The following is a 23,674-nucleotide window of genomic DNA, read 5'->3' as shown; positions in this document are numbered from 1 at the left end:
TGGGCTAATCTCTTGTGTCCAACATTACAACAAAGTACATGCTTAGTATAAAATTGAACCGCCGTATACGGAACCGTACGTACGGTGGTGTGAGAGGTCGGAGGTTAATCACCTCCTCCTACTCGATTATTTTTTATTATTTAGTGCTGTTAATGAGTATTGTTTATTTCACACGATTCTTTTTATTTTAAAAGAGATGAATTTTGGATAAGAAGCGATGGAATTAAAATACTAAACGTAAATGCTGACACAATGAAAAGGAGGTCGATACACAATGGGCAGCCAAACGGGCATTATCGTTCAACGTTCATTACAGGCGCTGTTAAAAGACACAAGTTTTTTGCCAAACTTGCAAGGCGACACAAGAGAACAAGCTTTTCATTCACTCGCAGCGATCCTGTCAACGCCAAATCATGTCCACAAGTCATTTTTACGAATCCCATTAGAAAATGGAAAGGTCGTAAGAATACCTGCTTATCGTATTCAACATAATAATACGCTCGGTCCATATAAAGGCGGCATCAGGTTTCACGAACTCGTTAACGAAGATGAGGTAACCAACTTAGCAGCACTGATGACACTAAAAAATGCGTTACATGAGGTACCTTTTGGTGGTGGTAAAGGCGGGGTGATTATCGATCCTCGTAATTTTACAGAAAAGGAACTCCTGCTCATATGTAAGAAATATGTTCAATACTTTAGTGATATTTTAGGTCCGGATAAAGATATTCCTGCTCCGGATGTTGGAACAGGCGATCGAGAAATGGATTGGATGACCGCAGAATATAAAACGATCCGACCCGGGAAGCCGTATCGTGGAAGCTTTACGGGGAAAAGCGTCGTAAATGGCGGGTCTTTAGGACGAAGAGAAGCGACAGGAAAAGGGGTTTATTTTACTTTTCGTTATCTACTTGCAGACTTTATAAAAGAACAAAGAAAATGGTTGATTGAAAATGGAAACCAGTATGCAAAAACAGCTTTAGATTGCGCCGAACGCCCTTTGAAAATAGCGGTTCAAGGCTTCGGAAATGTAGGCTCAGTCGCTGCCCTTGAAGCTTACCATTGTACGCATTTACAAAGTAATATCGTAGCCGTTAGTGATCGAAACGTCACTTTATACAATTCAGAAGGATTAAATATTCCTGCGTTAATTGAAGCCGCGGTTAAAAATAATAATGACCTTCCGACTACAGAAGCGGAACTTGAGCAATTTAATATCAAGGCAAATATTTTAAATAGAGAAGACGTTCTTTATTTGGATATTGAAGTACTCATCTTAGCAGCACTTGAAGACCAAATTCACAAAGACAATGTCGATCAAATACTGGCGAAAATCATTGTAGAAGGGGCAAACGCACCAGTAACTGGTGACGCTGACCTTGTATTAAATGAAAAGGGCGTCATTATTATACCTGATATATTAGCGAACGCTGGTGGGGTCATCGTTTCCTACTTCGAATGGCTCCAAGGACGGGAAACTCAATTCTACAGTGAAGAAGAAGTATTTAAGCTTCTATACGATAAGATGACAGGAACGATGAGTACGATTTTACCGCAATACTTTGGCGACCCATTTTCTTTGAGAGAAAATTGTTACATCCATGCGGTGATGAAATTATCAACGATTATTTATCGCCAAGGAAAATTATAAGCAACTTTAGAACATGGAAAAAAACACTCTAAAAATAGGAATGGTTTATACAAATGAAAAAACGATTATTCTTTACCTCTATGACGTTATGTTTACTTGTCTCTGTCTTTGTCACTGCGGTACCTGTTGCTGCGAAAGACGATCATAATCAAGTCTCGTTTATCGTCAAGGCTTCTAGTCAGTCTGTTTATCAGTCCATAACAACCGTACAGTCTGATGAATTATTTCAAGAAATCGTCAAGGCAACATCAACACCTATAAAGGACGTGCCGTTTTCGAGTCATTATTTATTGTTCGTTGAGAATGGTCTTGTCCGGGTTTTAATTGCGGATGAAAACGGGCAGCTGTTTGACGTTCAACAAAAAAGGAAAATCAATGTGAAACCACGAACGGCTCAACTGATTACAGGTCACTTTAAGACGTTGCAATCAGACCATTTTGGAACGATGTTAACGTGGGAAGAAGCGACGAAAATGATTCCTAAATACACGTCTTTTAAAATTACAGACCTTGAAACGGGATTGAGTTTTAACGCACAAAGGCGTGCCGGGAGTAAGCACGCAGACGTACAACCGTTAACCCATCAAGATACAAAAATAATGAAAGCGATCTATGGTGGCAAATGGAGTTGGAACAGGCGGGCCATCTTAGTTCATGTGAACAATCAAGTGCTCGCGGCTTCGATGCACGGAATGCCTCATGGAAAAGGTGCCCTAGCGAATGGGTTCCCAGGGCATTTTTGCATTCATTTTCAAGGCAGCACAACACATCGATCCAAGAATACAGATTTAGCCCATCAAGTAATGGCACATAAAGCAGCTGGACAATTAAATTTATTTACTAAACAACTTTCTGCTGAAAAAGTCATTGAGCTGTTTTTAATCGCTATTCATCAAAAGGATACCGACATTTTAAGCCTTATTTATCAAGGCGACGCCCATTCCATTCCAATTGATCAAATCGTAGCGATTCGAAAAATGGACAAAAAACATAAGCCGGTTAAGGAGAAACCGTTTATTTATCAAATACCAGTAACGTATAAGTATCAAACAAAAGATGGTCCGATCATCGAGGAGACATTCTTATTTACCGTGATGCGGAAATCACCAACAGACGAATGGAAGCTTGTGCACGTCCCTTTTCACTAAAATTAAAATAATGACATCTCCAAGTGCATACAATGAAAAAGCTTATCGAACCCCAGTTCATAAAGCTTTTTCTTTTTTATGGCTTTATGGTAGCAGGCACCTTTACAACACTGCAGTGTTAAAGGTGCCTGCTACCCTAGTGAAATAGTGAGTATTAAAGAAATAGGGGAAGGAAACAGCGGGTTCACTGACGAATATATCGAAATTTCAAAAAATACTGTAAGCAGATGATTAGATATTTATTTCGAAACCCGATATATTAATACTATTACCATTTTTTATGTTCCATCTTTCACATCATGGCATACACGACCAACATTCGGGGAAATGAAAAATCAAAATCAACTTAAGAGGAGGCTTACTATGAATACTTTCAAAAGGCTCAAAGAATTTTATTGGCCTTATAAGAACTTTTTTATCGGTTCAATGCTTTTTTTAATCGTCGTCACTGCGATCACTGTTATGTATCCGATCATTTTGAAAATTACGATTGATGACGTTATTTTAGCAGGAAACTCTTCGTTAGTTCCTTACATTGCGTTTGGATTTATTTTATTAATGGTTCTTAAAGGGTTTGCGACGTATTATCATCAATTTTTAGGGGACTTATTTGGCGTTCGTGCTGTTTATGAATTACGAAATGCCTTATACAAAAAGCTTCAATATTTGCCGTTTCGCTATTATGATAATGCGAAGACAGGGGACCTCATGTCACGGCTTACTGCTGATGTTGAAGGTTTCCGATTCTTTTTATCATTTGGTTTTGCGCAACTCTTAAACCTAGTATTAATCGTCAGTTTTAGTTTTAGTATCATGCTGTACTTTAGTGCTCCACTGGCACTCGTGACGCTGGCATCCATGCCTTTTTTAATTTTAACCGTTTACCGCTTTGATAAAAAAGTCCATCCAGCGTTTAAACATATTCGAAAGTCATTCGGAAGTTTGACAACAAAAGTTCAAGAAAATATCAGCGGAATGAACACGGTAAAATCTTTATCACGTGAGGATTTTGAGATTGATAATTTCGTAGATAAAAATAGTGATTATAAAAATAAGTCCATCGATACATCAAATATTTGGGCAAAGTACTTTCCGATTATGGAACTCATTGGACAACTATGTGTTGTGTTCCTTCTTGGTTATGGTGGTTGGCTTGTCATTCAAGGTGCCTTGCAACCGGGTGAACTCGTCGCGTTTTTCTCATTAGTTTGGTACATCATTGGCCCATTAATGAATCTTGGCTTTATTATTAATACCTTTTCACAATCAAAAGCATCTGGAGAGCGGTTATTAGAAGTACTTAATGAACCAGAAGATATTCGTGATGCGGATCAACCGTTAGAAACTTCGATCAAAGGCCATGTTCAGTTTAAAAATGTTAGTCACCAATATAACAGCGAAGAAGAACTGGCACTCAATGATGTCTCATTTGAAGCACCTCCTGGAAAAATCATCGGGTTAATTGGTGCGACAGGATCCGGGAAAACAAGCTTAACTCAACTCATTTCACGTTTCTACGAGCCAAACGAAGGAGAAATTCTTATTGATGGCCGTGACATTAAAGAGTATTCGTTAAAATCATTGCGTCACCATATTGGTGTCGTGTTGCAGGAGTCGTTTTTATTTTCATCGTCTATTCGCGACAATATTGCTTACGGAAATCCAGAAGCAACGATTGAACAAATTATTGAAGCCGCAAAGCGAGCCCAAGCTCATGAGTTTATTATGGAATTACCAGAAGGTTACGACACCGTTTTAGGTGAGCGTGGGATGGGCTTATCAGGCGGACAAAAGCAACGGATTGCTATTGCTCGCTCGATCCTTATTGACCCGAGTATCTTAATTCTTGATGACGCAACGAGTGCGGTTGACATGAAAACAGAAGGAAAAATACAAGCGGCTTTTCGCGAAGTTATGGCAGGGAGAACAACGTTTATTATTGCACATCGAATTTCTTCCCTGAAACATGCAGATGAAATCCTTGTTTTAGATAACGGTGAAGTCGTTGAGAGAGGTACACACGAGCAATTAATTGCAAACGAAACAGGGATATACCGTAGAATTTATGATATTCAATATCAGGACCAACACGCCTTTCAACAAACACAACTGGGGGTGAGCTCATGACGGAAAAGTCGCACAGATCGAAGAAGAACGATCGTTTCCATTATTCACTCGACTCAGCGATCGAGAAGCCGTTTAACTGGCCACAAATGCTTCGCTTATTTAGTTATATGAAGCCGTATTCCAAAAAACTTTTACCTCTTGCGATTATCGCAATGATTATTTCAACCGCAGTTCGACTGACCACTCCTGTTTTAATCGGGGTATATGCACTAAACAATGTGATCTACCAACGTGATATGAATGCGCTCGTTCATGTCGTTGTTATTATAGCTGGACTCTACATGCTGTCATGGCTTGCGAACACACTTCGAATACGTTGGATGAATATGCTTGGACAAAATGTCATCTATGACCTACGACAAAGTTTATTCAAGCACATCCAGCGTTTGTCGCATCGCTTTTTTGACCAACGATCAGCGGGCTCAATTCTCGTTCGTGTCACGAATGACGTCAACTCCCTTCAAGATTTATTTACGAATGGGGTTATTAATCTATTAATGGACGTACTTTTACTCATCGGTATTTTCATCATTCTCTTTGTCTACAGCCCAGAGCTTACATTAGCGATTATGGTGATTTTACCGATTATGTTTGTGATATCGACGAGCTTACGAAGAAAAATTCGTCGTTCATGGCAAGTCGTACGTATCAAACAATCACAAATTAACTCTCACTTGAATGAAAGTATTCAAGGCATTCGTGTTACTCAATCATACACACAAGAACGTGAGAATATGGCGTTCTTTAATGAAATGAATGAAGATAATTTCAAAGCTTGGCGAAATGCGACGCAACAAAATGCGATGTTCCGCCCATTTGTTGAAATGTCCAATGCAATCGGTACAGCGATTTTAATTTGGTACGGTGTCACCTTAATTCAATCTGGAAGTATTGATATTGGTACTTTTGTTATGTTTGCCTTTTTCTTAGGTATGTTCTGGGAGCCGATTTCAAGGCTAGGGCAAGTATACAATCAGTTACTCATGGGAATGGCTTCTTCAGAACGTATCTTTGAATTTTTAGATGAAAAACCTTCTGTTCCTGAAAAAGAAGGGGCACAGGACATTAAACAAATGAAAGGACATATAACATTCGAGGATGTCGAATTTGCTTATGATGCGAAGCGAAAAGCTTTAGACGGAATTAATCTCGAAATGAAGCAAGGGGAAACCGTTGCCCTAGTCGGCCATACAGGATCTGGAAAAACTACGATCGTCAATCTCATTTCAAGGTTTTACGACCCGACCAGTGGTTCTGTCAAAATTGACGGTCATGATTTACGCGACTTAACATTGGATAGTATTCGCCAACAAGTAAGTATCGTTCTTCAAGATACATTTATTTTCTCAGGAACGATTATGGAAAACATTCGTTTTGGACGGCCGGATGCTACAGACGAAGAAGTCAAACGAGCAGCCGAAATGGTCGGCGCAAGCGCGTTTATTGAGCAATTAAAAAATGGCTACAAAACCGAAGTGGAAGAGCGGGGGAACATTCTTTCAGTAGGCGAGCGGCAATTACTATCGTTTGCTCGTGCGTTACTAGCGGATCCGCAAATTTTAATCTTAGATGAAGCGACAGCAAGTATCGATACTGAAACAGAACAAAAAATTCAAAATGCTCTACAAACACTACTCAAGGGCAGAACAGCAATTATTATTGCCCATCGTCTGTCGACCATTCGTGAAGCCGATAACATTATCGTTCTAGATCACGGGCAAATCGTAGAACAAGGCAATCATGAGGCACTCATGAACCACCAAGGCCATTATTACAACCTCGTTCGAGCGCAGTTTCAGGCGATGGAAGCGAGTTAACTTGAAATAGAGCAGTCGCATAACCCAAAAGATGTAGTTGTAATCTGATGTACAACTGCATCTTTTTTATGATGAGGTAAACAGACACTGAGAGTTTTCCTCTTTGCTTTTAAAAAATTTAATTTTAAAATTGTTCTTTAATGAAAAAATTAGAATATATTTAAGGTGGTGAAACTAAGGAGGTTTGACAACATGGCCAAGGTGATATTTTTCTACCAACAACCAAAAGACCTAGATGGATTCGAAGCCTATTACTCTCAAGTTCATCACCCTTTATTGAAAATGTTTCCTAATAGTAATAGTGTATCTATCCATCGTGTCATTCGAACAAAAAATACCGACCTAAACCTCTACTTGCTTGTAGAACTCCAATTTGAAAGCTTAGAAATATTGCAACAATCAATAGTTAGTCCCGAAGCTGAAATGGCTATAAAAGACCTTGAAAACTTGACGCAGTATTTAACTCACCCACCAATTATGTCAATTGTTAACTGAATTAAATTTGAAAAACTACCTTTGATAAGGTAGTTTTTTTGCTTAATAAATGATGGTTAATTATATAAGGCTTTTTTCAAAAGATTGTTGCTATTAGCTATTGGACCGTAACCAAGCGAAAGCTTGGTTCTTCACGCTTTAGCGTGAAGCTTTTGAATATAAATCAGCCAGATGGATAAATGAATTTATCCATTAGGGCTGATTTATATTCAAAAAAAGGTCGAATAGCAAAAAGTTTACGAAAACAGCCAAAAATAAAGCAAGAATTTAGTATACCTAAATAATTGCAGGGTGGTATTATATTCATATATTATTTTAATTTTGTGTAGATCAAAAGTAGCATCCTATACATGACTTTTACAAGTTGAAAGAAAAGAGGAACCCGTTTTGTTAAAGAGAAAGATTAAGTTTCCACTCGTAATGGATAACCATGTCCAAGTAAGAACAATAGATGAATTAATGCAACACTTCCATATTCGATCTGTGCTTGATTATTATTTTGACGGTAGATTGCGAACTTGGCTAGACCATCGATATTATAAGGAACTCGTAGAAAAAGTCGACCAACTCGCAAACCTACAAGTTGAAATCATCCCCTATGAGATATGCAGTATATTTGGAGTAGAGGTACCTCAGGAGGAAAAAAAAGCGATTAAAGAATATTTGAAAGAACGTCAAAAGGTAGAGTTAGTACACCAATGGAGTAATAATCCCAATTTACTAAAAAATTTACACTTAATTGCCTTATCACAAAAAGAATTAGACGAACTTTTGCAATCGACAGAAACGACACCAGACCGAGTTATCTACCTATTAGGAGAGCGGTTTGAAATTACAGAAGGAAACCGAAACATAAAATATATTGGAATTAATAAGCCGACAGTTTATTTAAAAGGTCTCGCCACTTTTAGTGCAAAAAATAATAATATTTCTCTTACGAACACATTAATTACCGCTGTAAAAGAAACGAAGCTAATTATTCAAAATAAATACATAATACAAAATGAGTTTACTTCTTTTATTCACGTTAAAAACGATTATAAATCGTTAGTTTCCATTATTGAGGAAGAAAAAGGCGGGTTTTATTACGAAAGTAAGCGACGGACATGTCCCGGGATAAGAACAGCGGAAATGGTATATATCCATCAAGATATTATTGCAGTTATCGACAAATATAAAAAAGACGGAGTATCGTTCTTAGATGTCATATCTGGAGAAGAAAGAAGCGGAGTATCCGCAGATCGCTTTCTTACAAATAAATATGAACATCTCTTTCAACCAGAGCTTGATATGAACATACCTCCCAAAAGAGTGCTGCAATGCTTTAAATTAGATCAAAGGTTTAATAGTTTAGTTCATGTATATGATGGTACTGTTTATACCCATAAGATAAGAGAATATCCGTCTCCTAGAATACAATTTGCAAGATACGCAATAACCGATGGTGCTATTTTAAAAGAAGGTGAGCTGAAAATAGAAGACATAAATGAGTTTTCATCTTCTGTTTATCAAGGTGAATTATTTTACTGTACAAATGTATATAGCAATTTAAACGAAATTACATCAACAGATGGTCATAACATTGAAGTCGAAGGAGAAGTTGAAGACTTTGTGATTACTGACAATAAAATTATAGTGTTAAGTCGGAACTACGATTACTCTTTTAAGAACGGATTTATTGTAGTCTATGATCTTGATACTGGAGCACTGTTACAGAGGCAAAAAATTCATGAAAGTAAAATTACCCTGATCAAAGCATTTGATGATCAATTTGTTACAGTATGCACAGATCGAAAAGTGAAAGTGTGGGATAGTGAATTTTTAACGGTTAATTCCGAAATAGATATACCCAACCTGACTTCCACAGCTTCATTCCTAAATACACCTTCTCATACGTATGATGTGGACTTAAGCGATGATCATTTGGCAATTTTATTTGAAGGGCGAATTTATATTTACGAATAGTTGGTCTTAGTAAGAAAAAGTAGGAGTGAAATTATTCATGCTAGAAACAATCGAAAAAAAAATACTACATTACGTCGATGCACAGTACCCGTTGCTTTATTTAAATACATTTGAAGAAACGAAAATTGATACAATTGTTCAAAATGTTGCTTATGGACGAGAAATTTTGGAATGGAATGCTTCTAAAGGTTTGGTTAATTTCAAAACGAAGACGCCCTTACTCCAGGAAGAGTTGAAGACCTTGGACGATACCTTAGCCTTCTTAACCCTTGACGATGATCTAGAGGGAAAAATACTAGTGATCAAAGACATTCATCATTTTATAGAACAACCCATTATCGTTAGTCAACTTAAAGAGCTAGCTATTAAAATATACAAAGGAATGGAAACTGTCATTTTCTTTGTATCACCGATTTTAAAAGTTCCAATTGAATTAGATAAGTATACGACCATCGTTGAAATTACTTATATGAATGAAGTTGAAATTAAGGAATTAATTCAACGTTTCTTAGAAGAAAATGAACTGGAAGCTATAAATGAAATTTTATTAGAAGAACTGACGATCGCCTTCAAAGGTTTAACAGAGTACGAGATTGTTAATATCCTATCCCTTGCTTATTCAAAAGAAGGCGTTCTGAAAACGAAAGATCTCGAACTAATCTACGACCAAAAGTATCAAATGATTAAAAAGTCAGGAATTTTGGAAATGCTTCCTTTACATGAAAGTTTTAATCAAATTGGTGGTCTTGATTACTTAAAAGAATGGGTCTCAGCCAAAGCAAACGTGTTTAACAATCTGCATAAAGCAATTGAATTTGGGGTCGATGTACCTAAAGGGGTATTAATTGCCGGATTACCAGGGTGTGGTAAATCATTAAACGCTAAAGCAACGGCTCAACTCTTTGGTATTCCTTTATTACGTTTGGACATGGGAAGATTATTAGGGAAGTATGTTGGTGAGTCAGAAGCTAATATGAGGAGAGCCATCCATTTGGCAGAAGCAATCTCTCCATGTGTTTTATGGATTGATGAATTAGAAAAGGCCTTTGCAGGTATTGGTGATGGCGGTACGAATGAAGTTGCTTCAAGATTATTTGGAAACTTTCTAACGTGGATGCAAGAAAAAACAAGCCCAACATTTGTTATAGCAACAGCTAATGATATCTCAAAACTTCCTCCAGAATTACTTCGAAAAGGGAGGTTTGATGAAATATTTTATGTTGACTTACCAACTCGTGAAGAGCGAGAAAAGATCTTTGAAATTCATATTAAAAAACGAAGAAGTGAAGATATACACCAGATTAATGTTCCCAAGTTAAGTGAAAAAACAGATGGTTACAGCGGTGCAGATATCGAAAGTGTTGTAAAGGAAAGTGTCGAAGCCGCATTTGTTTCAGGACGCGATCAGCTTACGACTGAAGACATATTAGCAACGATCACAAGTACAAGATCTGTTACTGAACTTTTTAAAGATAAGATCGAGGAGCTCAAGAAATCCTATAAGGACTTTAAACCTGCTTCAAAATCATAATATAAAAACGATTAGGAAGGTGCGATATATATGACAGATAAAATGCTAGACAAAGAGACATTAAATATTGACTCCATTTTTGCTCCACCACTTACAGAAGATGAAGCATTTGAGCTCGTCCAACTACAAGATCAACTTCTAGAAAGTTATGATGCGTATGAAGATAAAGACAATATACAAGACTGGCTGACTCGCAACCTACAAAAACAATTACCAACGACTTCTCATGAAGAGCACCTTGAAACAGCAGAGGAAATCATTACAACGATTCAAACAAATGAAACAAATAAAAATTCTCTTGAAGAAGCAGTTAGCAAAGGAAAAACGCAGGAGAGCTGGTTTGCATCAAAGTTGAAAGAAGCTACATCTCATCTAACAACGAAAGAAGCGATGACTTACTTTCAACAGCTAGATGAGGCAATACATAGTGCTAACGATTCGATGCAGACGATTTTATTAACAAAAGATGGCATATTCAATCGAAATCTTAACCTAGATGGTTTTATTGCTGAGCAACACCATGTCAATTCATTTAATTTAAATGCTGTAGCTAAACAAAGTCCCTATAGAGCTGAAGTACTTCTTCCAAAAGATGGACAAGGTTATGGGAGGAATTCTGTAGATATCGTTATTAGAGATGAAACAGGAAAGATTGTAAAACGATACCAATCCAAATACGGAGCAGATGGAAAATCTACGAATCAACTATTTGACAAAGGTGACTACCGAGGACAAGGAAAATTAGTTCCAGAAGGACAATCAGGCGATGTAAAGGGTTCAGTTGAAAATATTCAATCTCCAGATGGAAAAATTAATAGTGAACCACTAAGTAAAAGTAATGCGAAGAAACTTCAAGAAGAAGCACAATCTGGAAAATGGAATGAAACGAACTGGAACGAATACAAGATGAAAGATCTTGCAACAGGTATGGGGAAACGGGTCGGATTTGCTGCATTACAAGGTGCTGCTATCGGAACAGGTACATACCTGATTGAAAAAATGATAAAGAAACAAAAAATTAATACAAAAGAAGTTGCTACAGTAGCCCTGCAAAGCGGACGTGACTTCGGAGTGAAAGCAGCTGTTGCAAGTGCTCTTATTATTGCTGTTAAAAAAGGCAAGATAAAACCATTCCCTCAGAATACACCCGTTTCTGTCCTAACAGATATTGCTTATCTTGGTGTTGAAAATACTAAAATCGCAATCCGAGTCGGAAAAGGTGATATTTCCATTATAGAAGGGTTAAAAGAAATGGAAAAAGTAACGGTTTCAACCGCCTGTGGAATTATGTTGTCCACAAGTTGGGGCCTAAAGGGGGCAGCACTTGGATCTGTTCTCGGTCCTATTGGATCATCAATCGGATTTTTCATTGGTGGATCACTCGGATATATGGCGGGTTCAGAGATAGGAAAACAAGTGGTTGAAACGAAGCAAAAGTTAAGGTCGAAAGGTTTTTTAATGGCTAAAAAAATAGGCCAATCTTTAGTAGCAACTACTAAAAATGGTTTCGAACAATTAAAGAAAGCTAGAACTTCAGCGTTTATGTCTACAATATAATATAAGGTTATAGAAGAGCTCATGAAATAATGAGCTCTTTTTTGTGTCGGAAAACGTAGACAAAATCAGTCGAATCCCTTCCATTTCCTCTAGGACCTTGTCATTTCTTGCGCTTCCCGTGGAAATAATACGTTTATTCCCAATCTTTTACCCTGCCAAAAATGAAGTATATCTTCTCATAATTTACATTCTTAGATGAGATTTCATCATAACCCTCTAAAAATAGATTTCTTTTAATTAAAGTTTAAATAAACGTTTAATTAAACCTTCTGAATTATAACCCGCAAAAGTATGTCCAAAAGTCAACAATAAACAACAATGTACCCTCCCTCGCCACTCACATAAAAGGTTATTTAAAGCGAGTTTTAGGAGGTATTATTTTACATATTCTTTAGGTGTAACGCCTAACAGAAAAAAACATATAATGCCTACAAGGAATATAAAAAAGGGTGTTTGTCTATGCCAGCGATAGTAGGAGCTATTAAAGTTAATAGTATTTCAAGTAGTGGAGTTTTTCATATTGGAGATGTCTTTAATATCTCACCTAGAAGTCAAGCCAAAACGTTTGCAGGGGCTGGATCGTTTATGACAGGGGACGGTATCCAAGTAAGAAATGACTATAATACAACCCAAGTATATGATGCTGATTTGGTGGATCAGCCAATAGCAGGAAATATTTAATTAGGGGCGTTTTGTATGAATTTTTTTATCAACCAAAATATTGTGATTCATAACCTAAGAGTCGATGGTATTACAAACTCTTCTGTGTTACAGGTCGGAAGTGCAGGGATGATTAAAGGAATCTCTAACTTATACAATACCGGAGGATTTGTGGAACCTGCTCCTGAACTAGATCGTCCTCCTACTACTTTACCTCTTGTCCCTCTGGCACCACCAACCGCATAAGAGGTAAATTGAAATCCCGTAAAAAGGTGGGAAGGCAATGTATAATAATTGGAATTATGGGTCGTATTTTGAAAAAATGAATGGATACCTACAATCACAAAATCAAAAAATTCTTGAATTAGAGCAACAACTTATGCAGATGCGTGAAGAGGTAACTCAATTAAAACAAGGTTCTCCAGGCAGCCATATCGACAGAATTGAATATAAGTTTGATCAACTGAAAATCGAACGTCTCGAAGGAACGTTAAATATAGGTCTTACACCAAATGGAGGAACATCACCAATTGAAGATTTTAATATTAATCAAAATGAATTGAATGTCCCAATATTTTCCCATATGCATCCGGAAAATGTTCAAGCGATAAAACATCAAATCTATCATTTTTTAGATACCGAATGTTATCCGTTAATACAATCCATTGAACAAAAACATAATTATCAATTGGATCCGAATTACCGTAATTTTATTATTGGCGATGTAAAAAAACAAATTGATCAACGGATCAACCACTATTTAAGTCAAGTGCAAGGAAACCAATATGATGTAAAACAAGTTGAACAAATGACAGTCAACAAAGTAAAAGAAGATATCGGGAATACTTTTGATGCCTTTATCAAACATTTACCAAGAGAGGAGAATCCACCAACATGAATTTCAACGTCGTAAATCGAAATCTGTCTGTAGGTGCCATCCGAGTTGTCGGGGTTGCTAGTTCCTCTATTTTTCTTGTAGGGGATACAAATACGGTTTGCTTGTCATCTTATTTTGATACTCCGCCTGAGTCTTTAATCGTCAGTCCATTTGTACCTTTAGCTCCTGAACAATAATCTGAGAAGTTGGAATTCTATTATAGATTGGTGAGGTGGAGCCATGCAAAGTCGTATTTCACACGTAAATACTATAAATGTAAATGATGTTTCTTTAAGTAGTTCGTTCCAAGTTGGTGACAGTTATCATATTAACCAGTGGTCAAGGGCTTTAGCTGTTCAACGGCAAATTCCATTTTATTTTGGAAACGAAGGGAATTTTGATGCATTTCCAATGTTTCATATTGAAAACCCGATGCCCATAATCACTGAACCTATCAATATAACACGAACGAATGAAAATCCATTTATCCATGTGGACCATATACGAGTGATTGCTGTTGGTTCTTCATCTAGTCTTCACATCGGTTCAAACTCAATCATTAATGCCGAAACACGAATTAAACATATTCGGCAGTTTGTAGAAAAATCGTAAAATGCGTAACGCTAAACCAATTGCAACATAAACTAAAGTAATCTTGATAAAAAGGGTGTTTTGACATGCCAGCTATCGTATTTGGTCCATTTAAAATTAATGCTAATGACGGAAATATAAGTTTTGGAGATGTGTTGAACATGTCTCCTAAATCAGCAAGTAAATCTGTGACGGGATCTGGAAGTGCGCACACGGGTGATTTTATGCTTACCTGGAACGGTATTAATATTAATAATGCTCTAGATCCAGATGTTATCGACCAAAATGTTACCGCTAATCAATAGTTTGCGGTAGGTAATTTTAATGTGAAGGGAACATTAAAGTGAACAATTTTGATCCATTTCAACATGTGAAACAGTTTCAACATTACTTTGATCACTTTTTTAGAGAAGACTTTTGGGATAAGTTTCAAAACTTACCTAACAACTCGATGAACCAACTAAAAGTAAATCTTTATGAGTCAGGATATGAACTAGTATGTGCTATCATTCTACCAGGGTTAAAATCGAAAGAAGACATTTCCATCTACATTGATGAAAATGTGATTGAAGTGGAAGGCCAGATGAACTTCAATTTGAATGGCTATCGAACCCTTCAAGAAGAAGCCAATCCAGGAAACTTTAAGCGATCTATAGACCTGCCTTATCCGATTCGTAGAGACCGAGTCGAAACGGTGTATCGCAAAGGAGTCCTGTATATTCATTGCCACCGCTTATTAACCCAAAATGACCGCCAGCAAATCGCCATTCAGTCCATCGAAGACGAAGACCAATGACGGTGCCAGGCACCTTCAATACACTAACGTATTAATGGTGTCAGGTACCTTTATCGTACTGCCGTACTAAAGGTACCTGACACCATTTTTTTATTGTGAATTCCTTTGTTTTCCTTCTATAATAGAAAGAGCAACCATGCGGGAAAATTCATCATCTGAAAGAGGGTATCAACTATGAACCATCACCTTACGATCCAAGGGCTGGATGCCTTTCATATTGATAGTTACGGACTTGCATTCATTATTAAACTCGTAGAAAAGCGAGTGGAAATCGACCTAGCTATCGTTCGTGAAAAAATAACACAAGAGCAACAAAAGCTACCACAAAAACCGCAACCTAAAACAATTATTGGGGTAGCAAATATTCTAAAAGGTTCCTACAATAACATTAAACATACATATGACAGCTGGCGCGCAGATTCGCTAAGAAAAGAATTGACGGATAAGAAACAGTGGCTCACGTTATGGTCTGAGCAAGCGTGGGCAACTTTAAAGCACGATCAAAGTTTAAAACAAGCAACGATTGAAGAATTGAAAAATATCTTTCTAGAAAAAAAAGAAAATGAATATAAACTGTACTTACTTTTACAAGAAGCCGTTTTAACACCCGTCTATGCCGAACTGGAAGGATTCCCTAAAGGTTTATCTGAGCGTGATATGAATAAAGGACTTGAAGTGATATCAACGGAATGTGGCTTTTCTAATCACGTCGGAAAATCAATTATTAAAAATACAGGAAATTTCTTAAAAGAAGTCAATAATTACTGGGGACGCGTTATCAAATGGTCGATTGCAGGTACAGGTGCGGCTATTTTAACTGCAGGATTAGCTGCACCAGCAATCGCAGCAGCTATTGGAGGAACTATGGGTCTAGCCGGTGCTGCAGCTACATCTGCTGGACTTGCTGCTATTGGAGGAGGTGCTATTGCAGCCGGTGGTTTAGGAATGGCAGGCGGGTTACAAATCTTAATAGGCGGTGGTGCACTGCTTGGAGCAGTAGGCGGTGGAAGCATTGCAAATTTTATCGGTAAGTTACCGAAAGATGCAATTGCCGTTTCCATGGTTAAAATCATTAACTATGTTACGTATTTAAGGAGCGATTACGGCAAAAATGATTTTTATGCGAATCAATTATCGCACAGAGTAATCCAAGCTTTTCTCCTGTTTAAACACCAAGCAGAAACGGAATTTCTATTAAATCCAGACATTGTATCTGAAACGGAAAAAACTCGTAAAGCACTGGATATAATGAACATTACCTTAAAAAAATTAGGAAACACTTAACCGAGAAAATGAGAAACCGCTTTTCGTGGAGTGAAGATTTAAAAACGGCAAAACTTTCACTAAAATGTTCCATATTAATCACCAGATATTCACAAATCGAAAAATAGTATATTCATAGATATGATAAGCTAAAAGTGAAACAGCTACATACTATTGTAAAGGGTGAAGACAATGAAATTTGCTGATAAAATTGTAGTCATAACAGGAGCGGCAGCAGGTATTGGTAAGGAAACCGTAAAAGCATTTGCGGATGAAGGAGCAAATGTAGTATTAGTTGATTTACATGAAGAAACCCTTCAAGTCACTGCAAAAGAATTGCAATTAACTGAAGGAAAATATTTGCTCGTTCAAGCCGATGTGAGTAAAGAAGAACAAGTGGAACGTTATGTTCAACTTACGAAGCAAAAGTATGGCAGAATTGATGTCTTTTTTAATAATGCTGGTGTCGAAGGGGTCGTTCAACCAATCACAGAATACCCTTCAGAAACACTGGATTTAGTAGTAGATGTCAATATTAAAGGAGTATTTTACGGCTTGAAACATGTCTTGCGCGTCATGCAAGAACAAAAAAGCGGCTCCGTTATCAACATGTCTTCGATCGCAGGTTTAAAAGGAAGCCCTAACGTTAGTGCGTATATCGCCTCAAAGCATGCAGTGGTAGGTTTAACGAAAGCAACAGCCATTGAAGCAGCAACATACGGTGTTCGCGTAAATGCTGTAAATCCATCTCCTGTCAATACTCGCATGATGCGTTCGTTAGAAGCTGGTTTCTCTCCAGAACATGCAGACCTAGTAAAAGAAAACTTAACAAAAACAATCCCACTGGGTAGATACGGTGAGTCCGATGATGTAGCAAATGCTGTTCTATATTTAGCATCTGAACAAGCAAATTTCATTACGGGTGTGATCTTCCCAATTGACGGTGGTCTATCAGCACAATAAACTAGTGAAATGGCAAGAAGGCGGTAACCTGTCTAAAATAACAATAGCTAGGGTGGGCGGTACCTACTGTGCGACTAAAAAATAAAGTAATACTCAAAGATCAAAGACGGACATCCTATGGATTTTCGTCTTTTTTCGGTACCCTGTTTCTACATGTTCAAAGAATGTATCTCATTACATTAAAAAAATGGTATACTTACATTATGAATAAACTGAAATTTCTGAAATAGGGGGATTAACCTTGAACCATAAAATTGACGTACACGTTCATGCTTTTCCAGAAAAATTAATGAATGCAATCTATAGTTGGTTTCAAAGAGAAGGATGGAAAGTTCCTTATGACGGTTGGAATGCTGAGAAGATATTTGATTACCCTGCACAAAACGGTTTTGAGAAGTTTTTAGTGCTTCTCTATGTACATAAAAAAGGAATGGCAGCTGAATTAAACAATTGGCTTTATGAGCAGTCGAAAGAACGACCAGAAGTTGTCCCGATTGGTTCTGTTCATCATGAAGATGACGTCGAAACAGAAACGATTAGATGTTTAGGTGAACTTGGATTTGCCGGTATGAAGCTGCATTGCCAAGTACAAAACGTCAAAATGTATGATGAGCGACTATTTCCTTTATATGAAACGCTAATTCATTATGATAAGCCCGTAATCGTTCATGCAGGAACAGCACCTGTTGATTATACCGGGACTGTTGGCGTAAAATATTTTGCTCAGGTCATGGAGCGATACCCTAATTTAAAGGTGCAAGTTGCACATCTCGGCATGAATGAAACCGAGGAGTTTCTTCGTCTCGCTGAACAATTACCTGGTGTCATGTTCGATACTGCTGCATTAGATGCTAAAAGTATGTTAGACGATTTTCCACCTCCAGAACAATTTAAAGAGTGGATCGAACGTATGCCAGACCGCATGATGTATGGCAGTGACTTCCCGTTACTAAATGGAACAGCAGGTGAAATCGAGCAACAATTTGCAAATCTTGATCTAGATCCAATTGTTAAACAAGCTTTATTTTATGATAATGCAAAGAGGTTCTGGGGTATATAAAAGTTGCGAAGCTCTAAATTGTGAGAACAGGTATAGGCGCACACTCATTAAAAGTGCGTCTCTTTTATGTATGTAGTATTATGTCGAACGAAAAAATATCAATTTTTTTTGATTAAACTATTGTAACAAGAAAAAAATGGCACTATAATTAATTCATCAAATAAATTTGATTAAAGGATTACACGTGGAACTCAAGGTATCTGCGATTTATTTTTTGTTTAATATATCAAAAAAAATTGATTAATGGAGTTGAAAGTAATGGCTGATGTATTGAAGAGTTTTCTATTTATTGCCGTAGAGTTAACCATTTTATTTTTCTTTATTTCATTGATTATCGGTTTAGTGCAAGGTTATATACCTTATGAAAAAATGGAAAGAACGTTAGCTGGTAAAAATAAATTTCTAGCTGGGCTATTTGCCTTATTTTTTGCTTTCGTTACACCGTTTTGTTCGTGTTCGACGATCCCAGTTGTCGTTAATATGCTAAGAAACAAAATTCCTTTTAGCATTGTTATGGTATTTTTATTTGCTTCACCGGTATTGGACCCTACCATCTTAACCATCATGGGCGTCATTTTAGGGTGGAAAGTGACACTGATTTATATTCTTATTACCGCATCCCTTTCGCTTGTCATTGGGTTTACATTAGAAGCATTTGGTTTTGAAAGGTCAGTAAAAAATGTCATGCTCACCGGGTTTGAGCCACGTACTAAAAAATTCGACTTCCGCTCTTCACTAAAAGAGACGATGAAGTTAATGAAGAGTGTTCTACCGTATTTATTAATAGGTGCCGCCGTTGGCGCTGTTATTCATGGACTCGTTCCGACAGAATGGATCGCTAGGTGGTTTGGTCATGATGCGTGGTGGCTCATACCCGTAGCAGCCATCGTAGGGATACCTTTATATATTCGGTTATCAAGTATGATCCCGATTTCCCAAGTTTTAATTTTAAAAGGAATGGCTTTAGGTCCAGTCATGGCCATGATGATAAGCTCAGCTGGAGCCAGTTTACCCGAATTGATTCTATTAAAATCCATTTTTAAAAAGGAGCTCGTCATCGCCTTTGTTATGTCTGTCATCTCAATGTCAACTATTTCTGGGTTTATCTTTTATCTTATATAAGGAGGGGTTAAGATGTTCAATTTACTGAAAAAATTACTCAAGAAAGAAGAAACAAAGGATACTTGTTGTAACTTCCGTATTGAAGAAGTAAAGGACAGCTCGGCTAGGAACACATGTTGTCAAAGTCAATCCCAATAACTGTGTAAGGTAGTAAAAAGGTAGAACGTCCGTGTAACACGGAAATGTTCTACCTTTCTTTTTTTCTAGAAACTATGTTAAGCCACTACTAAACAAGATGATAATCTCAAAAGAAAAAAGCATTTTATTAGCATTGTCCTTATATATTTAAAGTAATGACATAAATGGTAAACACATACCTGTCTGAAAAATGAATAGTTTGGTGTTGAAAGGAGTGATCGAATTGCTGCATATCGTAGCGTGTATTAAACAGGTGCCTGATACGAAGATCATCAAGATGAACCCTAAAACGAACACGATGGACCGAGCTAGTGCCCCCGCCATTTTAAATCCTTACGACTCACATGCTGTGGAAGAAGCAGTACGCTTAAAAAACCGATACGGAGGAACGGTTTCCGTCCTGACGATGGGTCCTCCACCAGCTGTAAAAGCGATTAAAAAATGCATTGAAATTGGGGCTGATGAAGGGTATATGATCTCAGACCGTGCGTTTGCGGGTGCTGACACATTAGCAACAAGCTATGCCTTAACGTGTGCTCTTGAGAAAATCTCAAAAATCAAGCCAATTGATTTAATTATCTGCGGAAAAATGACCATTGATGGGGATACAGGACAAGTTGGCCCTGGTATTGCAAGACGACTGGATATACCACCATTAACTTCGGTTAAGAAGGTCGTTGAAGTAAACAAAGAAGAAGGTCATATGGTCGTCCACCGTAAGCTGGAAGACGGTTATGAAGTCATTCAATCGCAAATACCGTGTTTACTATCAGTAGAAAAGGAGATTAATGAAGTTCCTTATTCGACGTTTCCTAATATGTTAAGAGCTGCCCGCTATGAACCTACGATTTGGGCGGTTGCCGATTTGGAAGGCGTAGATAAAAAACAACTCGGTCTAAAAGGCTCACCAACAATCGTATCTAAAGTGTGGGCCCCACCGAAGCCAGAAGGCGGAAAGATCTTAGAAGGAAGCTCACAAGAACAGGTCGATCAACTACTTAGCGTATTAATGGAGAAAAAGGAACTCTTTACCCAGAAAGGAGGAGCGTAATGAACTTTGAAGATTATCGTGGGGTCTGGGTTTTTATCGAGGAAACGGATGGAATAATCGCTCCAGTATCTGTCGAATTACTAGGAGCCGGAAGAAAACTTGCTGATAAACGCGGAGTCGAATTAGGTGGCGTTATCATCGGCGAAAATGTGAAACATCTCGCAAACGAAGTTTATGAGTTTGGTGCAGATGTCGTTTATGTGTACGATGCCCCTATTTTTAAAGATTATCGTACAGAATCGTTTATGAAAGCCCTACTAGATTGCAGTGAAAAACACAAACCAGAAATTATTTTATATGGCGCAACTTCAACCGGAAAAGACTTAGCAAGTGCGGTAGCAACCGATTTACCGACAGGCTTAACTGCAGATACAACAGAACTCGATGTCGAAGAGGATACGGGATTACTACTAGCTAGCCGTCCAGCTTTCGGCGGGAACATTATGGCTACGATTCTTTGTAAAAAATATCGACCGCAAATGGCGACTGTCCGTCCGAAAGTCATGAAAGCGCTTGCTAGAGAAACCGGTCGAAGCGGAAAATTAGTCGAAGAACACCTTCCATTAAAAGAAGAAGATGTAAGAACAAAAGTATTAGAGATTGTTAGAATGGCAACGCAGAAAGTAAAAATAGATGAAGCCGATATTATTGTCGCCGGAGGGAAAGGACTCGGAAGTTCAGAAGGGTTTCAATTATGTCATGAACTCGCCAATACACTAGGCGGTGCGGTTGGAGCAAGCCGAGATGTCGTTGAAGCAGGCTGGATTGAACACCATCATCAAGTCGGGCAGACAGGAGTTACGGTTACGCCAAAAATTTACTTTGCGATAGGTATCTCAGGGGCTATTCAACATATTGTCGGCATGAAAAACTCAGGGTTAATCATCGCCATTAATAAAGATGCGGATGCTCCAATCTTTGAGTCGTGCCATTACGGAATTGTCGGTGATGCGTTTGAAATCGTTCCGATGTTAATTGATCAATTTAAACATGCGTTGTCGAGAGAGGAGGCACAACATGCCCGAAAAGTTTGATTGTATTGTCGTTGGAGCAGGACCTGCTGGAATTTCATGTGCTCATGACTTAGCCAAAGGAGGTGCGAAAGTTCTTCTTCTTGAGCGCGGGGAATACCCAGGGTCAAAAAATGTAATGGGTGGTGTTCTTTATCGGCAAATGATGGAAGATGTGATCCCTGAATTTTATAAGGAAGCACCACTTGAACGCCCTGTCGTTGAACAACGCTTTATGATGATGGATAAAGAGTCTGCGGTAACGTTTGGCTATAAAGGACTGGAGTGGGGAAGAGAGCCATATAACAACTTTACAGTTTTACGTGCGAAGTTTGACCAGTGGTTTGCAGGTAAAGCGGTTGAGCAAGGTGCCTTACTCGTCAACGAAACCGTTGTTCTAGAATGTATCGTTGAAGATGGAAAAGTTGTTGGTGTTCGAACTGACCGACCAGACGGAGAAGTCTATGCGGATGTCGTCGTTTTAGCCGATGGGGTGAACTCACTTCTTGCTAAATCACTTGGCTTTCATAAAGAATACCAGCCAGATGAAGTTGCGCTTGCAACGATGGAAATTTTAAAACTGGATTCTAAAATTATTGAAGACCGTTTTAATCTCGAAAAAAATCAAGGCTGTACGATTGAACTTTTCGGTGATGCGACAAAAGGGATTTTAGGCACAGGTTTCCTTTATACGAATAAAGATACGTTAAGTATTGGTGTCGGCACTCTCTTATCAGGTTTAATCAAGCATAAAATTCGACCGTACGAACTGCTAGAGTATGTGAAGAACCATCCGATGATCCGTCCGTATATTCAAGGAAGCGAGCCGCAAGAATATTTAGCTCACCTCATTCCAGAAGGTGGATACCATTCGATGGGGAAAGTCGTTGGGAATGGCGTCATCGTCGTTGGAGATGCAGCCCAACTCGTTAATGCGATCCACCGTGAAGGCTCGAACTTAGCGATGACATCGGGGCGATTCGCTGCTGAAACGGTGTTGAAAGCAAAAGAAGCAGGTGATTTTTCTGAAAAAACGTTAGATTATTACCGTAAGAAATTAATGGATAGCTTTGTCGGTCAAGACTTGAAAAAATACAAGGACTCTACACACCACTTCGATAAATTCCCACAATACTTTGATCAATATATTCCGATGATGAACAAAGCCGCAAGCCAAATGTTTACCGTTGATGGAATGTCTAAACGTGATAAACAAAAGAAAATTATTAAAGATATCGGGACACCTAAACAGAAACTTAAGATTGCGCGCGATATGATTAAAGCTTGGAAGGTGATGAAATAATGAGTGAACAGAAAAAAGGTCAGTCTATCGAAGAAAAGCAGTATCTTGTTCGCTTTAACGCCGATACGAAATCACATCTCCATGTCATGGATGAAGACATCTGTTTGAATAAATGCCCAGACAAAATCTGTACGATCTTTTGTCCAGCTGAGATTTACAAGTGGGAAGATATCCGAATGCATGTAGGGTATGAGGGCTGTCATGAATGTGGAAGCTGCAGGATTGGTTGTCCGCATCAAAACATTCAGTGGGAATACCCAAAAGGTGGCCACGGCATTGTGTTTCGGTTAGGGTAATAGGTAGAGTGTTGTAATTGTATTAGATAGAATCAAATAGAGGTTCATTTGATCGATCCCAAAGCTATTACTTCACCATGGTAATAGCTTTTTTTATTCGTGCGAAAGAGTTTAAAATTAAATTACCTTTTAAAACAGTAAGATTAATTATTCATTCTAGATGGCTGAAAACTGTTACAATCATTAGGTGTGCACTTTCTTCATTACTGTAAAACATTCAGTTTAATTCAAGTCCCAGAAGTTATAATTCTTT

General features: G+C 38.0%; 23 protein-coding genes. All 23 read left to right on the top strand.

The genetic code is table 11. The annotated features are described in order from the left end of the window. The first annotated feature begins 274 nt into the window (after nt 1-274). The 23 genes from ACNSTQ_RS15515 (at nt 275) to ACNSTQ_RS15405 (ending at nt 23,421) form a co-directional block, all read left to right on the top strand. Nucleotides 275-1,651 (top strand): Glu/Leu/Phe/Val family dehydrogenase, encoded by a 1,377-nt coding sequence (locus ACNSTQ_RS15515; RefSeq protein ID WP_418200725.1) that lies wholly within the window; start codon nt 275-277, stop codon nt 1,649-1,651. A 53-nt stretch (nt 1,652-1,704) separates the two neighbouring features. Continuing rightward, nucleotides 1,705-2,799, top strand: coding sequence for a hypothetical protein (locus ACNSTQ_RS15510; protein ID WP_418200724.1), 1,095 nt, complete (start codon nt 1,705-1,707; stop codon nt 2,797-2,799). Nucleotides 2,800-3,162: 363 nt separating this feature from the next. Further along, entirely contained in the window at nt 3,163-4,926 is a 1,764-nt protein-coding gene (locus ACNSTQ_RS15505) for an ABC transporter ATP-binding protein (protein ID WP_418200723.1), read from the top strand. Beyond that, complete coding sequence (locus ACNSTQ_RS15500) at nt 4,923-6,743, top strand: ABC transporter ATP-binding protein (RefSeq protein WP_418200722.1); 1,821 nt, start codon at nt 4,923-4,925, stop codon at nt 6,741-6,743. The genes ACNSTQ_RS15505 and ACNSTQ_RS15500 overlap by 4 nt, the downstream gene beginning before the upstream one ends. 192 nt (nt 6,744-6,935) lie before the next feature. Beyond that, on the top strand, nt 6,936-7,238 hold the full coding sequence (locus ACNSTQ_RS15495; RefSeq protein ID WP_418200721.1) for an EthD family reductase: 303 nt from the start codon (nt 6,936-6,938) through the stop codon (nt 7,236-7,238). A 387-nt stretch (nt 7,239-7,625) separates the two neighbouring features. Further along, a complete protein-coding gene (locus ACNSTQ_RS15490) occupies nt 7,626-9,203 on the top strand; it encodes a hypothetical protein (protein ID WP_418200720.1) in 1,578 nt (525 codons plus the stop codon). Nucleotides 9,204-9,240: 37 nt separating this feature from the next. Beyond that, complete coding sequence (locus ACNSTQ_RS15485) at nt 9,241-10,734, top strand: AAA family ATPase (protein WP_418200719.1); 1,494 nt, start codon at nt 9,241-9,243, stop codon at nt 10,732-10,734. A 30-nt stretch (nt 10,735-10,764) separates the two neighbouring features. After that, nucleotides 10,765-12,291 carry a hypothetical protein gene (locus ACNSTQ_RS15480; RefSeq protein ID WP_418200718.1) on the top strand — a complete coding sequence of 509 codons (1,527 nt, stop codon included), beginning with the start codon at nt 10,765-10,767 and terminating at the stop codon, nt 12,289-12,291. 459 nt (nt 12,292-12,750) lie between these two features. Then, nucleotides 12,751-12,972, top strand: a complete 222-nt coding sequence (locus ACNSTQ_RS15475; RefSeq protein WP_418200717.1) for a spore germination protein — start codon at nt 12,751-12,753, stop codon at nt 12,970-12,972. Between the two features lie 15 nt (nt 12,973-12,987). Further along, nucleotides 12,988-13,197 carry a spore germination protein GerPB gene (locus ACNSTQ_RS15470; protein WP_275118203.1) on the top strand — a complete coding sequence of 70 codons (210 nt, stop codon included), beginning with the start codon at nt 12,988-12,990 and terminating at the stop codon, nt 13,195-13,197. A gap of 37 nt (nt 13,198-13,234) precedes the next feature. Next, a complete protein-coding gene (gerPC, locus tag ACNSTQ_RS15465) occupies nt 13,235-13,849 on the top strand; it encodes a spore germination protein GerPC (protein WP_418200716.1) in 615 nt (204 codons plus the stop codon). Beyond that, a complete protein-coding gene (locus ACNSTQ_RS15460) occupies nt 13,846-14,025 on the top strand; it encodes a spore gernimation protein GerPD (protein WP_216828592.1) in 180 nt (59 codons plus the stop codon). The genes gerPC and ACNSTQ_RS15460 overlap by 4 nt, the downstream gene beginning before the upstream one ends. Nucleotides 14,026-14,068: 43 nt before the next feature. After that, nucleotides 14,069-14,440 (top strand): spore germination protein GerPE, encoded by a 372-nt coding sequence (locus ACNSTQ_RS15455; RefSeq protein WP_418200715.1) that lies wholly within the window; start codon nt 14,069-14,071, stop codon nt 14,438-14,440. Between the two features lie 65 nt (nt 14,441-14,505). Further along, complete coding sequence (locus ACNSTQ_RS15450) at nt 14,506-14,724, top strand: spore germination protein (protein ID WP_418200714.1); 219 nt, start codon at nt 14,506-14,508, stop codon at nt 14,722-14,724. A 38-nt stretch (nt 14,725-14,762) separates the two neighbouring features. Beyond that, nucleotides 14,763-15,215: an Hsp20/alpha crystallin family protein gene (locus ACNSTQ_RS15445; RefSeq protein WP_418200713.1), complete on the top strand. Its 453-nt coding sequence runs from the start codon at nt 14,763-14,765 to the stop codon at nt 15,213-15,215. A gap of 174 nt (nt 15,216-15,389) precedes the next feature. Next, nucleotides 15,390-16,499: a hypothetical protein gene (locus ACNSTQ_RS15440; RefSeq protein ID WP_418200712.1), complete on the top strand. Its 1,110-nt coding sequence runs from the start codon at nt 15,390-15,392 to the stop codon at nt 16,497-16,499. A 171-nt stretch (nt 16,500-16,670) separates the two neighbouring features. After that, the gene (locus ACNSTQ_RS15435) at nt 16,671-17,441 is read left to right on the top strand and encodes an SDR family NAD(P)-dependent oxidoreductase (RefSeq protein ID WP_418200711.1); all 771 of its coding nucleotides are present in this window, start codon (nt 16,671-16,673) and stop codon (nt 17,439-17,441) included. Nucleotides 17,442-17,682: 241 nt separating this feature from the next. After that, a complete protein-coding gene (locus ACNSTQ_RS15430) occupies nt 17,683-18,501 on the top strand; it encodes an amidohydrolase family protein (protein ID WP_418200710.1) in 819 nt (272 codons plus the stop codon). Nucleotides 18,502-18,759: 258 nt separating this feature from the next. Further along, complete coding sequence (locus ACNSTQ_RS15425; protein WP_418200709.1) at nt 18,760-19,623, top strand: permease; 864 nt, start codon at nt 18,760-18,762, stop codon at nt 19,621-19,623. A gap of 361 nt (nt 19,624-19,984) precedes the next feature. Continuing rightward, entirely contained in the window at nt 19,985-20,812 is an 828-nt protein-coding gene (locus ACNSTQ_RS15420; protein WP_418200708.1) for an electron transfer flavoprotein subunit beta/FixA family protein, read from the top strand. Further along, entirely contained in the window at nt 20,812-21,846 is a 1,035-nt protein-coding gene (locus ACNSTQ_RS15415) for an electron transfer flavoprotein subunit alpha/FixB family protein (protein ID WP_418200707.1), read from the top strand. The genes ACNSTQ_RS15420 and ACNSTQ_RS15415 overlap by 1 nt, the downstream gene beginning before the upstream one ends. Continuing rightward, the gene (locus tag ACNSTQ_RS15410; RefSeq protein ID WP_418200706.1) at nt 21,830-23,125 is read left to right on the top strand and encodes an FAD-dependent oxidoreductase; all 1,296 of its coding nucleotides are present in this window, start codon (nt 21,830-21,832) and stop codon (nt 23,123-23,125) included. The genes ACNSTQ_RS15415 and ACNSTQ_RS15410 overlap by 17 nt, the downstream gene beginning before the upstream one ends. Beyond that, entirely contained in the window at nt 23,125-23,421 is a 297-nt protein-coding gene (locus tag ACNSTQ_RS15405; RefSeq protein WP_209124632.1) for a ferredoxin family protein, read from the top strand. The genes ACNSTQ_RS15410 and ACNSTQ_RS15405 overlap by 1 nt, the downstream gene beginning before the upstream one ends. Nucleotides 23,422-23,674: the final 253 nt, after the last annotated feature.

This window comes from Alkalihalobacterium sp. APHAB7 (assembly GCF_048323755.1).
Taxonomy (GTDB): Bacteria; Bacillota; Bacilli; order Bacillales; family Bacillaceae_F; genus Alkalihalobacterium.
This window is presented reverse-complemented; position numbering and strand designations above follow the sequence as displayed.